General features: G+C 65.2%; 13 protein-coding genes. 5 read left to right on the top strand and 8 right to left on the bottom strand.

All coding sequences use genetic code 11. The features are described 5' to 3' along the window. Window positions 1-16 precede the first annotated feature (16 nt). Window positions 17-1591 (bottom strand): 2-polyprenylphenol 6-hydroxylase, encoded by a 1575-nt coding sequence (ubiB, locus tag FNV92_RS00370; protein ID WP_143842668.1) that lies wholly within the window; start codon window positions 1589-1591, stop codon window positions 17-19. Further along, the gene (gene ubiE / locus FNV92_RS00365) at window positions 1588-2349 is read right to left on the bottom strand and encodes a bifunctional demethylmenaquinone methyltransferase/2-methoxy-6-polyprenyl-1,4-benzoquinol methylase UbiE (RefSeq protein ID WP_143842669.1); all 762 of its coding nucleotides are present in this window, start codon (window positions 2347-2349) and stop codon (window positions 1588-1590) included. Before ubiE ends, ubiB begins: the two co-directional genes overlap by 4 nt. An 81-nt stretch (window positions 2350-2430) precedes the next feature. On the opposite strand from ubiE, the gene mutM reads away from it, so the two are divergent. Next, a complete protein-coding gene (gene mutM, locus FNV92_RS00360; protein ID WP_143842670.1) occupies window positions 2431-3312 on the top strand; it encodes a bifunctional DNA-formamidopyrimidine glycosylase/DNA-(apurinic or apyrimidinic site) lyase in 882 nt (293 codons plus the stop codon). Window positions 3313-3708: 396 nt separating this feature from the next. On the opposite strand, the gene FNV92_RS00355 is transcribed toward mutM, so the two are convergent. Beyond that, complete coding sequence (locus FNV92_RS00355; RefSeq protein WP_014438716.1) at window positions 3709-4446, bottom strand: ParA family protein; 738 nt, start codon at window positions 4444-4446, stop codon at window positions 3709-3711. A 238-nt stretch (window positions 4447-4684) separates the two neighbouring features. Between FNV92_RS00355 and ggt the strand changes: the two genes are divergently transcribed. After that, window positions 4685-6364, top strand: a complete 1680-nt coding sequence (ggt, locus tag FNV92_RS00350) for a gamma-glutamyltransferase (protein ID WP_143842672.1) — start codon at window positions 4685-4687, stop codon at window positions 6362-6364. Window positions 6365-6367: 3 nt separating this feature from the next. Here ggt and FNV92_RS00345 read toward each other — a convergent pair whose 3' ends face one another. Further along, window positions 6368-6880 carry a hypothetical protein gene (locus FNV92_RS00345; protein WP_143842673.1) on the bottom strand — a complete coding sequence of 171 codons (513 nt, stop codon included), beginning with the start codon at window positions 6878-6880 and terminating at the stop codon, window positions 6368-6370. Window position 6881: 1 nt separating this feature from the next. After that, the gene (locus tag FNV92_RS00340) at window positions 6882-8243 is read right to left on the bottom strand and encodes a serine protease (RefSeq protein WP_168213406.1); all 1362 of its coding nucleotides are present in this window, start codon (window positions 8241-8243) and stop codon (window positions 6882-6884) included. Window positions 8244-8460: 217 nt separating this feature from the next. Between FNV92_RS00340 and FNV92_RS00335 the strand changes: the two genes are divergently transcribed. Next, window positions 8461-9264: a HesA/MoeB/ThiF family protein gene (locus tag FNV92_RS00335; RefSeq protein ID WP_143842674.1), complete on the top strand. Its 804-nt coding sequence runs from the start codon at window positions 8461-8463 to the stop codon at window positions 9262-9264. A 9-nt stretch (window positions 9265-9273) separates the two neighbouring features. Here FNV92_RS00335 and FNV92_RS00330 read toward each other — a convergent pair whose 3' ends face one another. After that, the gene (locus FNV92_RS00330) at window positions 9274-10281 is read right to left on the bottom strand and encodes an aldo/keto reductase (protein WP_143842675.1); all 1008 of its coding nucleotides are present in this window, start codon (window positions 10279-10281) and stop codon (window positions 9274-9276) included. A 115-nt stretch (window positions 10282-10396) separates the two neighbouring features. On the opposite strand from FNV92_RS00330, the gene FNV92_RS00325 reads away from it, so the two are divergent. Continuing rightward, on the top strand, window positions 10397-11308 hold the full coding sequence (locus tag FNV92_RS00325; RefSeq protein WP_143842676.1) for a LysR family transcriptional regulator: 912 nt from the start codon (window positions 10397-10399) through the stop codon (window positions 11306-11308). A 2-nt stretch (window positions 11309-11310) separates the two neighbouring features. Here FNV92_RS00325 and FNV92_RS00320 read toward each other — a convergent pair whose 3' ends face one another. Next, window positions 11311-12312: a 2-hydroxyacid dehydrogenase gene (locus FNV92_RS00320; protein ID WP_143842677.1), complete on the bottom strand. Its 1002-nt coding sequence runs from the start codon at window positions 12310-12312 to the stop codon at window positions 11311-11313. Window positions 12313-12633: 321 nt separating this feature from the next. Between FNV92_RS00320 and FNV92_RS00315 the strand changes: the two genes are divergently transcribed. Next, window positions 12634-13164, top strand: a complete 531-nt coding sequence (locus tag FNV92_RS00315) for an SH3 domain-containing protein (RefSeq protein ID WP_014438708.1) — start codon at window positions 12634-12636, stop codon at window positions 13162-13164. Between the two features lie 68 nt (window positions 13165-13232). Here FNV92_RS00315 and irrA read toward each other — a convergent pair whose 3' ends face one another. Then, window positions 13233-13724, bottom strand: coding sequence for an iron response transcriptional regulator IrrA (irrA, locus tag FNV92_RS00310; protein ID WP_143842678.1), 492 nt, complete (start codon window positions 13722-13724; stop codon window positions 13233-13235). Window positions 13725-13989 lie beyond the last annotated feature (265 nt).

The following is a 13989-nucleotide window of genomic DNA, read 5'->3' as shown; positions in this document are numbered from 1 at the left end:
TATGATTGCAGTGCAATCACAGATTCCGGACGGCGATCAGGATTCCGATGAAGGTCGCGGCGATGATCCAGAGCGCGACGGTGCGCCAGCGGTTCTTGCGGCCCTCGCTGCGGCCCATTGCGGCGATGCTCTCCGGCGACAGCCGGATGCCGTCCCGTGTCATGGCTTCGAACTGCTCGAGCACGGCGACCGAGCGCTGCGCGATGTCGGGCAGGCGCATCAGCACGCGGGCGAGATCGCCGCCGCCGGAAATCGCCCCCTGCACCCGGCCGATCGGTCCGAGATTGCGCTCGATCCATTCGCGCACCACGGGATCTGCGACCTTCCAGATGTCGAGCCTGGGATCGAAGCCGCGCGCCACGCCCTCGACCACCACCATGGTCTTCTGCAGCAGGATCAGTTCGGGCCGCGTCGTCATGTCGAACAGGCCGGTGACCTCGAGCAGCAGCGTCAGCAGCCGCGCCATCGAGATCTCCTCGGCGGTGCGGTTGTGAATGGGCTCGCCGATGGCGCGGATGGCTTGCGCAAAGTTCTCGACGGAGTGATGCGCGGGCACGTAACCCGCCTCGAAATGCACCTCGGCGACGCGGCGATAGTCGCGCGTGATGAAGCCGAGCAGGATTTCGGCAAGGAAGCGCCGCTCCTTCATGCCGAGCCGGCCCATGATGCCGAAATCGACCGCGACCAGGCGGCCGGCGTCATCGAGGAACAGATTGCCCGGATGCATGTCGGCGTGGAAAAAGCCGTCGCGCAGCGCGTGGCGCAGAAAGCTCTGGATCACCTTGCGGCCAAGATCGGGCAGGTCGACCTGCGACTCCGCGAGGCGCTTGTGATCGTTCAGCGCGATGCCATCGATCCACTCCATCGTCAGCACGTTGTGCGTGGTGCGGTCCCAGTCGACCTCAGGCACCCGGAAGTCGGGATCGTCCCGCGTGTTCTCGGCCATTTCCGACAGCGCGGCGGCTTCGAGCCGCAGGTCCATCTCCATCGCGACCGAGCGCGACATGGTGTTGATGACTTCGATCAGGCGCAGCCGCCGCGCCTCGGACGAGTAAGCCTCGGCCTTGTGCGCGACGTAGAAGAAATCGGAGAGGTCGCGGCGGAAGCGCGAGGCCACGTTCGGCCGCAGCACCTTGACCGCAACCGACTTGCGGACTCCGTCGCGCAACACCTCGCCGCGATGCACCTGCGCGATCGAGGCGGCGGCGACCGGCGGGCCGAGGCTCGCGAAGACATCGGTTAGCGGACGCTCCAGCGAGGTCGCGATCGCGGCTTCCGCTTCGGCCTGCGAAAACGGCGGCAAGCGATCCTGCAGGCTCTCCAGGTCGCGCGCCATGATGACGCCGACGACGTCGGGGCGCGTGGCGAGGAACTGCCCGAGCTTGAGATAGGCCGGGCCCATCCGCGTCAGCGCGCGCGACATCCGCGGCCCGTCCTTAGGGCCGCGCCGCTCGACGATGCGCGCAAGCTTCAGCGCGAGCTGTCCGGGCGGCGGCACCAGGCTCGGATCGACCGAGCCGAACACGCCTTCGCGCGCAAACACGAACGCGGCGCGGATCAGGCGCGAAATGTGGGTGATTGCAGAGATCACAAACGCCAGCCCGAATGCAGTGCGACGATGCCGCCGGACAATGTCTGCCAGTTGACGCGCGAAAAGCCCGCGTCGCGGATCATGTCGGCGAAGGCGTTGGGCTTCGGGAACTTGCGGATCGATTCGACCAGATACTGGTAGGACTCGGCGTCGCCCGTGACCATGCGGCCGAGCGGCGGGATCACCTTGAACGAGAACAGGTCGTAAAGACGATCGAGGCCGGGCATCTCGACGGTTGAGAATTCCAGGCACAGGAAGCGGCTGCCGGGCTTGAGCACACGGTAGGCCTCGCTCAGCGCCAGATCGATCCGCGGCACGTTGCGAATGCCGAAAGCGATCGTATATGCATCGAAGCTGCGATCGGCGAAGGCGAGCGCTTCGGCATTGCCCTCGACGAAATCGACCTGGGTCTCGAGATGGCGCTTGGCGGCGCGCTCGCGGCCGACCTCGAGCATCCCGGAATTGATGTCGCAGACGGTGGCATGGAAGCCGGGGCCTGCCGCCTTGGCGGCCCGGAACGAGATGTCGCCGGTGCCGCCGGCGACGTCGAGCAGCGCGAACGGCCGGTCGGATCTCGGCGGGTCGAGCGCGTTGATCATGATGTCCTTCCAGACCCGGTGCAGGCCACCGGACATCAAATCGTTCATCAAATCATAGCGCGAAGCCACGCTGTGAAACACATCGTTCACCAGCGTCTGCTTGTCCCCCAGGGGAACGTCCCTGAAGCCAAAATGCGTGGTTTCGCCCGGCCGATCCATTACTCTACTCCACAGGGCGAACCATAGCGCGCCCGCCGCAATGGCGCTATCACACCGCCCTCATAAGGTGAATGCCTGACCATGCCTGAATTGCCCGAAGTCGAGACCGTCCGCCGCGGCCTTCAGCCGGTCATGGAGGGTGCGAAAATCCTCGTCGCGGAGGCCCGCAGGCCCGATTTGCGCTTTCCGTTCCAGCCGGATTTCGTCGCCCGGCTCCAGGGACAGATCGTCACGGGGCTGGGACGCCGTGCAAAATATCTCATGGCTGATCTCGCCTCCGGCGACGTGCTGCTGATGCATCTGGGCATGTCGGGCTCGTTCCGCGTCATCAAGCCGGACAACGACGCATCGCCTGGCGAATTTCACTATCCGAAGGGGAAAGACTCCACGCACGATCACGTGCTGTTTCGGATGTCCTCCGGTGCCGACATCGTCTTCAACGACCCGCGCCGCTTCGGTTACATGAAAGTGATCGCGCGCAACGCGCTCGAAGACGAGCCTCTGCTGCGCGACCTCGGCCCCGAGCCGCTCGGCAACGCGTTCGATGCGGCGATGCTGGCGCGGTCCTGTCAGGACAAGACCACCAGCCTGAAGGCCGCGCTGCTCGACCAGCGCGTCGTGGCAGGGCTCGGCAACATCTATGTCTGCGAGGCGCTGCACCGTTCGCATCTGTCGCCGCGCCGGATCGCGGCGACGCTGTCGACCAAAAAGGGCGAGCCGACGGATCATGCGAAGCGGTTGGTGAGTGCAATCCACACCGTGCTCAACGACGCCATCAAGGCCGGCGGATCGTCACTGCGCGATCATCGCCAGACCTCCGGCGAGCTCGGCTATTTCCAGCACTCCTTCAAGGTCTATGATCGCGAGGGCGAGGCCTGCAAGACGCCGGGGTGCGGGGGCACGGTGAAGCGATTCACGCAGAACGGCCGGTCGACCTTCTGGTGTCCGAAATGTCAGAAGTGATGTTCGCGCCTGCCGCCGACAGGCCGTGAGTCCCTGCAAGACGAAGGTCCCACCACGCCGTCATTGCGAACGCAGCGAAGCAATCCAGAGTCTTTCCGTTGAGGGATTCTGGATTGCTTCGCTGCGCTCGCAATGACGGGTGGATGGAGCACCGCATCCCGCGAATAGCCGTTTTGCCTGACAAGTCAGATGTCTGCGCGCCGTCGCCGAGGTACCTCGGCGGCAAGCGGCTCTACTGTGCATGGGGTTGTTTTCGATGTTTTCGTTCGATGGCATGCCGGCCATCGCCAAAAACGCGAAGCGAAGCAATCCGGCCGGGCTGGTGACCGGATTGCTTCGTCGCTGGGGCCCTTCCGGATGGCGAAGGGCCGGCTGCCGTCTGAGCGATTGCCCCGCTCAGGACGCCAGTGTTTCGTCCGCCGCAAGCTCGGTGGCGACGTGCAGCATGCCGTCCGCCGCCGAGATCACCTGGTCGATCAGCACATTGGTGGTGGCTTCGAGCTCGAGCCGGGTCTCGATCCAGCGCCAGAGGCCGCGGATCTCGTCCGCCGACTTGCCGTTCGGCGCGAATTCGCTGACAGCGAGGCCGCTGGCGAGCGAGTCCTGGTGGTCGTTGCGCATCACGATCAGCGGGCGCGCGAGCACGTCGCCGAGATCGAGCGCGGCTTCCTCGGCGAGCGTGTTGGCGGCGTTGTCGATGCGCTGGCCGCGGATCGGCGTCTGGTTCAGCACGAAGCTGTAGGGACGCTTCCAGGCGCGCGCGACGCTCAGGGTGGAGACGGTCGCCTCGATGTCGGCGACGCTCGGGCGGGCCGGGATCAGGCAGAGGTCGGAGTAGCGGATCGCAGCCGTGGTCGCGGCGCTGAGGCCGGCCGCGGTGTCGACGATCGCAAGCTGCAGGCCGCTGTCGGCGAGCATCTTGAGACGCGGCTCGATATCGGCGGCATGATAAATCGGCTCGACGACGACGTCGTCATTGTTGCGGCGGCGCAGCCAGTTGGACAGGGTGCCCTGCGGGTCGGTTTCGATCAGGCGGACAGTGAAGCCGGCCTGCCTGGCCGCCAGCGCGAGGCCGATGGCGAGGGTGCTCTTGCCACTGCCGCCCTTTTGGGTGGCGAGTACGATCGTGTGCATTGGAAGATGAATCCTTTGGAGTGCTTGGGTCTGGGGAAACGCCACGCGAACGTGCATCGCTTCTCGATGCTGAGCTCTTCTCGCTCAGGACGTGCCCTGCCCGATCCAAGGGGACCGCGGATGTCCGAATCAGTAACAATGATGGCAGAATCGGGAATGCCAGCTAATCCGTACCATTACTGGACCCGTAATCGTGCGTGTGGTGTGCTCGCCGCCGTGAATAGGAAGGACGAGCGGCATGAGCGAAAACTGGCGCGACCGGACGGCGACGACCTTTGACTGTCAGAAGATGCCGGCGGTCTCGAGCCGCGGCATGGTGGTCAGCAATCACCCGCTGGCCTCCAGCGCCGGCGCCGAGATGCTGGCCGCGGGCGGCAATGCCGTCGATGCCGCGATCGCCACCCTGTTCACGCTGACCGTGGTCGAGCCGATGATGGTCGGCATCATCGGCGGCGGCATGGCGCATATCAGGCTCGCCGACGGCAGCCATCGCTTCATCGACGGCCAGAGCACCGTGCCCGCGGCGGTGCGCGATACCACCTACACCTCCAAGCCGGGCTCGGCGCATGACGTATTCGACACCGTTGGCAACGAAAATCTCACCGGTCCGAAGGCCGTTGCCACGCCGGGCTCGCTGAAGGCCTGGTGCGAGACGCTACGCAGGTTCGGCACCATGAGTCTCGCCGACGTCTTGCAGCCCGCGATCAAGCACGCCGCGCGCGGCTATGCAGCGACTCCCTATTTGCACGAATGCATCAGCGAGAGCGCCGCCGAGATGCGCAAGGACAAGCCGATCTCAGCGATCTATCTGCCCGACGGTGCACCGCTGAAGGTCGGCGAGCGCGTCGTGCAGGCCGAATATGCCGAGACGCTGCGTTATATTGCCGATCACGGTGAGACCGCGCTCTACGAGGGGCCGCTCGGCGACATCCTCGCCGACTACATGGAGAAGACCGGCGGCTTCATCCGCCGCAACGATCTCACCAGCTACAAGACCGTCGAACGGCAGCCGATTCGTGCCGACTATCGCGGCTGGACCATCCTTGGCCCGCCGCCGCCCGCAGCCTCAGGCGTGCACATCGCGCAGATGCTCAACATCCTGGAGGGCTATGACATCGGCGGCCTCGGTTTCGGCACATCGGAGACGATTCATTACCTCGCCGAGGTCCTGAAGATCGCCTTCGCCGATCGTGCCGCGGCCAGCGGCGATCCTGACTATGTCGGCGTGCCCGTGGAGAAGCTGACGTCAAAGGCCTATGCCGAGGAGCGCCGCCGCGCCATCGATCCGTCGCGGGCGCAGGCCTGGAGCGCCGGCGTGTCGCCGCTCGAAGGCGCGCACACCACGCACATGACGGCGGCAGACAGCTTCGGCAACGTGGTCGCGACCACGCAGACCATCAACAATCTGTTCGGAGCCAAGATCATGATCCCGGGGCTGGGCGCGATCGCCAACAACTACATGAACCTGTTCGATCCGCGTCCGGGTCACGCGCTGTCGCTGGCGCCGGGCAAGCGCGTGACGACCTCGATGTCGCCGATGATGGCGGTACGCGACGGCAAGCTGCGTTATGCGCTCGGCCTGCCCGGCGGCAAACGCATCTTCCCGAGCGCGATGCAGGCGCTGGTCAATCTGATCGACCACGGCATGAGTCTGCAGGAAGCGGTCGAGGCCCCGCGGGTCTGGACCGAGGGCAACGCGCTCGAGGTCGAGCAGACCGTGCCGGAGAGCGTGCGCAAGAAGCTCGCGGCGCTCGGCCACGAGGTGCAGCCGGTTGCGACGGTTGCCGGCGGCATGAACGGCATCGCCTTCCACGACGACGGCACCATGACCGGCGCCGCCTGCTGGCGCGCGGACGGCACGCCGATCGGGATCTCCGGTGGCCTTGCGAAGGCCGGGATCAGGTTCAGGCTCGCCTGAGCGTCATTTTTTCGCGCTGCCGCCCGCTACGTCTGCGGCGGCGCGCGCGATCAGGTCGGTTGCGCTTGCTTCGGTCTGAATCGATCGCACCTTGACGTCGATCGTGATCAGCTTCCATTCGCCCTCCGACACGGCGTAATCCAGCTCGTAACTCAGCCGCGAGGGTGTCGTGTCGAAATAGCCGCGCAACAACAGCGCGCCGTTGTCGTTGATCTCCGGGTCTTCAGTCGCAACGATCGGCATGCCGGCGATGGCGTCGATGTGATGCCCGGCAAAGGTCCTGAAGGCCTGCTTCAGCGTGCCGGATGAATAGCGTTCGCGAAACGGTCTCGCCATTTTCGCATAGAGGACATCGTAGTTGCCGGTGAGATTGGCGTCATTGAGCGTCAGCAGCGCCACCTTCACCATCACCTCCTCGACCTTCGGCGTCGGCAGCGCTGGCGATTGTGCCCGGGCCGCGAAGCCCATCAGCGCGACTGTCACTGCGATGGAGAGGGAGATGGGACGACGCATCATGTTACTTCCGTACGCAGATGACGCGAACGACGGCGGCTTTCGCGTCCGCGGACGTGCCATTCGCAACGACATCGTTCGCCTTCAGGAAATCACGCACGGTCTCTGCCGAGACCATCACCGCCTGTGAGGCCGGCACGGCCGTCGCAGGTCCCGCAACCATTGCCGGCTTCAGCAGTGCGACGCCCGCGAACTTGCCGTCGCCATCGATCGCGGGGCCACCGGAAAATCCAACCGCCGGTGGCGGCGACAGTGCGGAATCGCTTGATGTGACCGGCGCCAGCGCGCCCTTGAGGCTCGACACGCCCGCCGCGCCGCCCTGGCTCTGCGGATCGGCGATGCCGATGATATCGACGCTCGTCTTTGCCGCGCCGCCGGCAAGGCTGAGCGGCTTCAGGCCGCGCGCGCCGTAGATGTGCAGCAGCGCGAGATCGTGCTCCTTGTCCTCGGCGAGGCGGTCGGCGCTGCCGTAGCCGGCGATGGTGATCGCAAGACAGCTGTCGGTGACGAGGCGGTCGGCCAGAATCGCGCCGTCGTCGCTGACGACGATGCCGGTGCCGTATTTGACGGTCTTGCGCGGCGGCGGCCCGGCTTGCGGGCCTGATGGAAACGCGTTGAAGGCGCTCGACATCGCGATCACGACCGGCTCGACGGTGTTCTCGGTCGCCTGGTCGTAGAGGATCGTCATGATGCGGACCTCGTCGCCCTTGAAGGTGCCGCGGACGTAGAATTTCTTCAGGCCCTGCAATCCCGACAGCACGAAGAAGTCGGGCTTCACCACGGTGTAGTCGACCTTGCGTCCGGCCGGCTCCTTCTTCTCGAACTCGGCGAGCTTGGCGGTGGTGGGGTTTGGCTCCTTGCGGCGGCTGAGCAGCACCTGCACCGTTCCTGTCGGTGAGGTCCATTTCGAGCCGTTCGCGTCGGTGGCCTGCTGCGGCACCAATTTTGAGGGAATACCGAGCCGAGCGCCGCTGGTCATCTCCGTCACGAGTTTCCAGCCGACGCCCTCCTGCTTCCGCCGCGCAGTCTCGGCGAGCGCGGCACGCTCCTGCGGATTGAGCACGCCGGTCGGCTTGCCGCCCTTGAGCTTCTGGTATTCCTTGATAGCCTCGACCATGCGCGCGCTGACGTCGCCGGTGATGGCGCCGTTATACTGGCCGACCCAGGCGAGGTCGGACTGCAGCGACAGCCGTTCCGCCTGCGTCATGCCGTCCGCCGTCTGCGACGGCGTCTGCAGGGCCGGCGGCTTGATCGGGACGGTCTGGACCACCTTGGGCTTTGTGCCGGGGACGTGCGGCGTCGTCATCTGGGCGCTCGCGCCTGTGGCAGAAGTCAACATCAGTGTTGCCGCAAGCATCGATCTCATGACAAATCCAGCCAGCCCATTGAACGCAATGCCATTCAAGCACATCTCGTTGGTCGCGAACACTATTGGGGTGGTTCAGGTGGTGCCCCTCATCCTGAGGAGCCGCGTAAGCGGCGTCTCGAAGGATGCAGGCCGAGCTGCCGCAGCGGGGCCTTCATGGTTCGAGACGGCGCTTCGCGCCTCCTCACCATGAGGGGAGGGATGTGGAAGGACGACGATGCTCAGCGCGGACGAACTCGAACGCTATGCCCGCCATATCGTGCTGCGCGATGTCGGCGGGCCGGGCCAGGCCGCGCTGCAACGGGCCTCCGTGCTGGTGATTGGCGCCGGCGGGCTCGGTGCGCCCGCTTTGATGTATCTGGCTGCCGCCGGCATCGGCACGCTCGGCGTGGTCGATGACGACGTTGTGTCGCTGTCAAACCTCCAGCGCCAGGTGATCCACGCGACGCCCGACATCGGCCGGCACAAGGTCGAGAGCGCGGCCGAGCGGATCGCGGCGCTGAATCCGCATGTCCGCTTCGTCGGCCACGCCACCTGGCTCAACGCCGACAACGCGCTCAGCCTGATCGGCGACTACGATCTCGTGCTCGACGGCTCCGACAATTTTGCGACGCGCTATCTGGTCTCTGACGCCTGCTTCTTCGCGAAAAAGCCGCTGATCTCGGCGGCGCTCGGCACCTTCGACGGCTCGCTCACCACCATTCGCGCGCATGAGACGAACGCCGACGGAACATTCAATCCGACCTATCGCTGCCTGTTTCCGGAGGCCCCGCCGCCCGGCACGGTGCCGGCTTGCGCGGAGGCCGGCGTCATGGGCGCGCTTGCGGGCGTGATGGGCTCGATGATGGCGCTGGAGGCGATCCGCGAGATCGTCGGGTTCGGCGACGGCCTGGTCGGCCGCCTCCTGATGGTCGATGCACGCGCGATGCGCTTCGAGACGTTGCGCTACGCGCGCGATCCCGCCAATCCGCTCAATGGCGATGGGCCTGTGGTCGCGGATCTCAGCGCCCATCGCACCTGACCGCCGTCGTTACCTGGTGGCCGGCTTCTCGCTGTCGAGATGCGCCATCTGCTCGGCGGCATATCGTGTGCCGGCGGCGATATCGGGCGGAAAGGCCTTGGCCAGTGCCGCGAGGTGATCCGGCGTCAGCGTCACCTTCGTTGCACCGAGCGCTTCGGTGAGACGGTTGCGGGTGCGGGCGCCGACCAGCGGTACGATCTCCCGGCCCTGCGCCGCGACCCAGGCGATCGCGACCTGCGCCGGTGTCGCGCCGATCGCGGCGGCGATCGCACGCAACTGCTCCACCAGCGCAAGATTGGCGTCGAGGTTGGCGCCCTGGAAGCGCGGCGTCATCAGCCGGTAGTCCTTGCCGGTCTTGCCGCTATCCTTCGACCAATGGCCGCTGATCAGGCCACGCGCCAGTACGCCATAAGCGGTGATGGCGATGCCGAGCTCACGGCACGTCTTCAGGATGTCGCGTTCGATGCCCCGCTCGATCAGCGAATATTCGATCTGCAGATCGGCGATCGGATGCACCGCCTGCGCGCGGCGGATGGTGTCTGAGCCCACCTCCGATAAGCCGATATGCCTGATGTAACCGGCCTTCACGAGATCGGCGAGGCCGCCGATGGTCTCCTCGATGGGAATGCTGGGATCGAGGCGGGCCGGACGGTAGACATCGACGTAATCGGTGTCGAGCCGCTGCAGCGAATAAGCGAGAAAGTTTTTGGTGGCAGCCGGCCGTGTGTCCATTCCGGCGAACTCCCCGGCAGGGCCGCGCAGCGCGCCGAACTTGACGCTGATCTGCACTTTTTCGCGCGGCACGCCTTTCAGCGCTTCCCGGACCAACAGCTCGTTGTGGCCCATGGCGTAGAAATCGCCGGTGTCGAGCAGCGTGATGCCGGCATCGAGCGCGGCATGGACGGTGGCGATGCTCTCGTCGCGATCGGCGGGGCCATAGACCTCCGACATGCCCATGCAGCCGAGACCGAGGGCGGAGACGGTCGGGCCCGTTGAACCGAGTTTACGCTGTTCCATGATGGCTCTCCTCAAAAGGCGGCTGATGGCGCCGCGTGACGAGGCGAGATATGCGCCTGCTTGATTGCGCCGATAAGCTGGACAATCCAGAATGGCTTGTTCACATTATCGAACAATGACCGATCCCGACCTGCGCGATCTCGACGCCTTCGTGGCGGTGGCCCGCACCCGCAATTTCAGGCGTGCCGCGGTCGAAATTCGCGTGTCCGTGTCGAGCCTTAGCCAGCGGCTCCGGGATCTGGAGGAGCGCCTCGGCGTCCGCCTGATGAACCGCACCACCCGCAGCGTCGCGCTGACCGAGGCGGGCGAGCTGCTGCTGTCGCGCGTGGCCCCGGCGCTGCGCGATGTCGGCGACGCACTGGACGAGGTGCGCGGCCTGCGCGAGGTGGCGTCCGGCCGCCTGCGCATCAACGCGCCGCCGCCGGCGGTCGACCTCGTGCTCGCGCCGATGGTCGGGCCGTTTCTGAGCGCGCATCCGCAGATCGATCTCGACATCGTCAGCGAAAGCGGTTTCGTCGACATCGTGAGTGGAGGCTACGATGCGGGCGTGCGCTATGGCGAGCATCTCGCGCAGGACATGGTGGCGATCCCGCTGAGTGGTCCGCAGAGCTATGTCGTGGTCGCTTCGCCCGATTATATCGCGCGCCGCGGCCGGCCGAAACATCCAAAGGACCTGCTCGACCATGATTGCATCCGCGCCCGTTACTCGAGCGGCGTCATGCATGATCTGGAGTTCGAGAAAGGCGGCCAGGTCGTGAAAGTCGACCCGCCGGCGAAGCTGATCTCGACCAATATGGGCCTTGCCATGCGCGCCGTGCTGGACGGCGTCGGTATCTGGGCAACGCTTGATGGCTACGTCCATGACGCCGTGACATCCGGCGCACTGGTCAGCTTGATGGAAGACTGGTGCGAGCCGTTTCCCGGACCGTTCCTGTACTATCCGAGCCGGCGCCAGACGCCGCCCGCGCTGCGTGCGTTCATCGATTTCGTTGCGGATTGGCGCAAGCGCGAAACGCGCAGCAAATAATCTCAGAGCATGCTTGGCAGCACGCGATCCGGCGGCTTGTGCGCGTCGAGGAAGGTGCGGATGTTGATGATCACCTTCTCGCCCATCTCGACGCGGCCTTCGATCGTGGCCGAACCCATATGCGGCAGCAGCGTCACCTTGCCGGCCCTGGCGAGCCGCACCAGCTTCGGACTGACCGCGGGCTCGTGCTCATAGACGTCGAGGCCGGCGCCGGCGATCTCGCCGCCTTCGATCAGCCTGATCAGCGTGTCTTCGTCGGTCACTTCGCCGCGCGCCGTGTTGACGATGTAGGCGTCTTTCCGGATCAGCTTCAGCCGCCGCGCCGAGAGCAGATGATAGGTCGCCGGTGTATGCGGACAGTTCACCGAGATGATGTCCATCCGCGCCAGCATCTGGTCGAGGCTTTCCCAATAGGTCGCCCCGAGTTCTTCGGCGATCTTGGGCGCGACGGGACGCCGATTGTGATAGTGGATCTGCAGGCCGAAGGCGCGGGCACGGCGTGCGACCGCCTGGCCGATGCGGCCCATGCCGATGATGCCGAGACGCTTGCCGCCGATGCGGTGGCCGAGCATCCAGGTCGGCGACCAGCCCGCCCAGGGCTTTCCTTCCGTCAGGATCGAGGCGCCCTCGATCATCCGGCGCGGCACGGCCAGGATCAGCGCCATGGTCATGTCGGCGGTGTCTTCGGTCAGAACCTTCGGGGTGTTGGTAACGGTGATGCCGCGGGCATGCGCGGCCTCGACGTCGATATTGTCGACGCCGTTGCCGAAATTCGCGATCAGGCGGAGCTTGCAGTCGGGCTGGTTGACGATGTCGGCGCTGATGTGATCGGTGACCGTGGGAACCAGCACATCGGCGGTGCGCGCGGCCTCTGCGATCTGCTCGGCCGACATCGGTGTGTCCTCGAGATTGATCCGCGCGTCGAACAGCTCGCGCATCCGGGTCTCGATCGAGTCCGGCAGCTTGCGCGTTACCACGACGAGGGGCTTTTTCTTCACCGACATGTCCTGCCCTCATGAGGCGCCGCAGGCCGCCTCTGCCGCCAAAGGCCGGTCGTTGAGGCCTCATTAACCCGGTTGTTCGACACTGCGACTGCCGTATCGTCCCCGGCGTTCCCTTCAAGCTCTCCCGACATTTCCGGCCGGAAAATCGGGCAAACTGGTTGTTCAAGTGTCCGTCCTCTCTAGCAGAAGGCCGGGCCAAGACAAGAACCACGGGCAAAGGGCCTGGGAACACCCGCGTGGGGTGGGTTGGGGGTCGCGCGGCAGGGTTTTGGAATTGGGTGAGGACCTGGCTCAGCCAGGTTTTCCACAGGAGACGGGTTGATGGCGTTGGGGCGTTTTTGTTCGGTGATGGCGCTCGTTTGCACCTGGTTGAGCGCCACGGTGAGCCCTGGGCATTCGGCCAAGGACAACACGCCCCAGACCGCCAGCGGCCTTCCCGTGCCGCGCTATGTGAGCCTCAAATCGGATCACGTGAACGTCCGCGCCGGCCCGACCAAGGACAATGACGTGGCCTGGGTCTACACCCGGTCCGGCTTGCCGGTCGAAATCACCGCGGAGTTCGAGAACTGGCGCCGGGTGCGCGATTCCGAAGGCGCCGAGGGCTGGGTCTATCATTCGCTGCTGTCGGGTCGCCGCACTGCGGTCGTCACCATGAAGCACAAGGACGAGCTCGCGCCGATTTACGACCGGGCCGACCCCGAAAGCGCCGTTGCAGCAAAGCTCCAGGCCGGCGTCGTCACGCAGGTGAAGAAGTGCAGCGCAAACTGGTGCCGCGTCACCGGCAACGGCTTTGACGGCTGGATCCAGCAGGAGCGCCTTTGGGGCGTCTACTCGGACGAGCAGGTCAACTGACGCCATACACGACAATGGCCGGGACAAAAGCCCGGCCATGACAAAGTCAGATTGAATTCAGCGAAATCTCAGCGCTTCTTGCGCAGGCGCACGACCATGTCGATGCGCGCGATCTCGTAGCCCTCGGGCACCTCCGGCATCTTGGACAGCGCCAGATGCGGATCCTCGATATCGACCAGCTCGTGGCTGTTCTCGAGGTAGTAATGGTGGTGGGTGGTGACGTTGGTGTCGAAATAGGTCTTGGTGCCGTCGACGCTGACCTGGCGGAGCAGGCCGGCATCGGTGAGCTGGTTCAGCGTGTTGTAGACGGTCGCCAGCGAAACCGGGACCTTGGCCAGTGTCGCTTCCTCGTACAGCATTTCAGCCGTGAGGTGGCGCGCACCCTTGCCGAACAGGAGCCAGCCGAGCGCCATACGCTGGCGCGTCGGACGAAGCCCCGCGGACTGGAGCATTTCGTTGACGTCATGCCACGGGCAACCGGTCAACGCCGGCTGGCGGCCGGACAGAAGGGCCGCGGCATGGATGTCGTCGTCGTGACGGGGCGCTGTATTCTCGCTCATTTCCAATTTCGGGCACGCGTGGACACTATCTATATGCAATATATGGACAGATAGATGCACATGCAAGTTTCTCGCAACTAGAGAGGTTCTAATCAGGCTCGGAACCGGGCGAGGATAGCGTCATTTTACCTTCATGAGACTGCTTTGCCACCCGAAATCGCCTGTGTTAGAGAGCGCGCGGTTCCGCTAAACCGATTTTGGCGCTGCCAGGCATTGAGGCCTGGTCCGCAGACCATCCGGGCTCTCGGCATTCGCGCCTGACGCT

It is taken from the genome of Bradyrhizobium cosmicum, from assembly GCF_007290395.2.
In the GTDB taxonomy this organism is placed as follows: domain Bacteria; phylum Pseudomonadota; class Alphaproteobacteria; order Rhizobiales; family Xanthobacteraceae; genus Bradyrhizobium; species Bradyrhizobium cosmicum.
The sequence above is the reverse complement of the archived record's forward strand: the minus strand, read 5'-3'. Positions and strand labels throughout refer to the sequence as shown.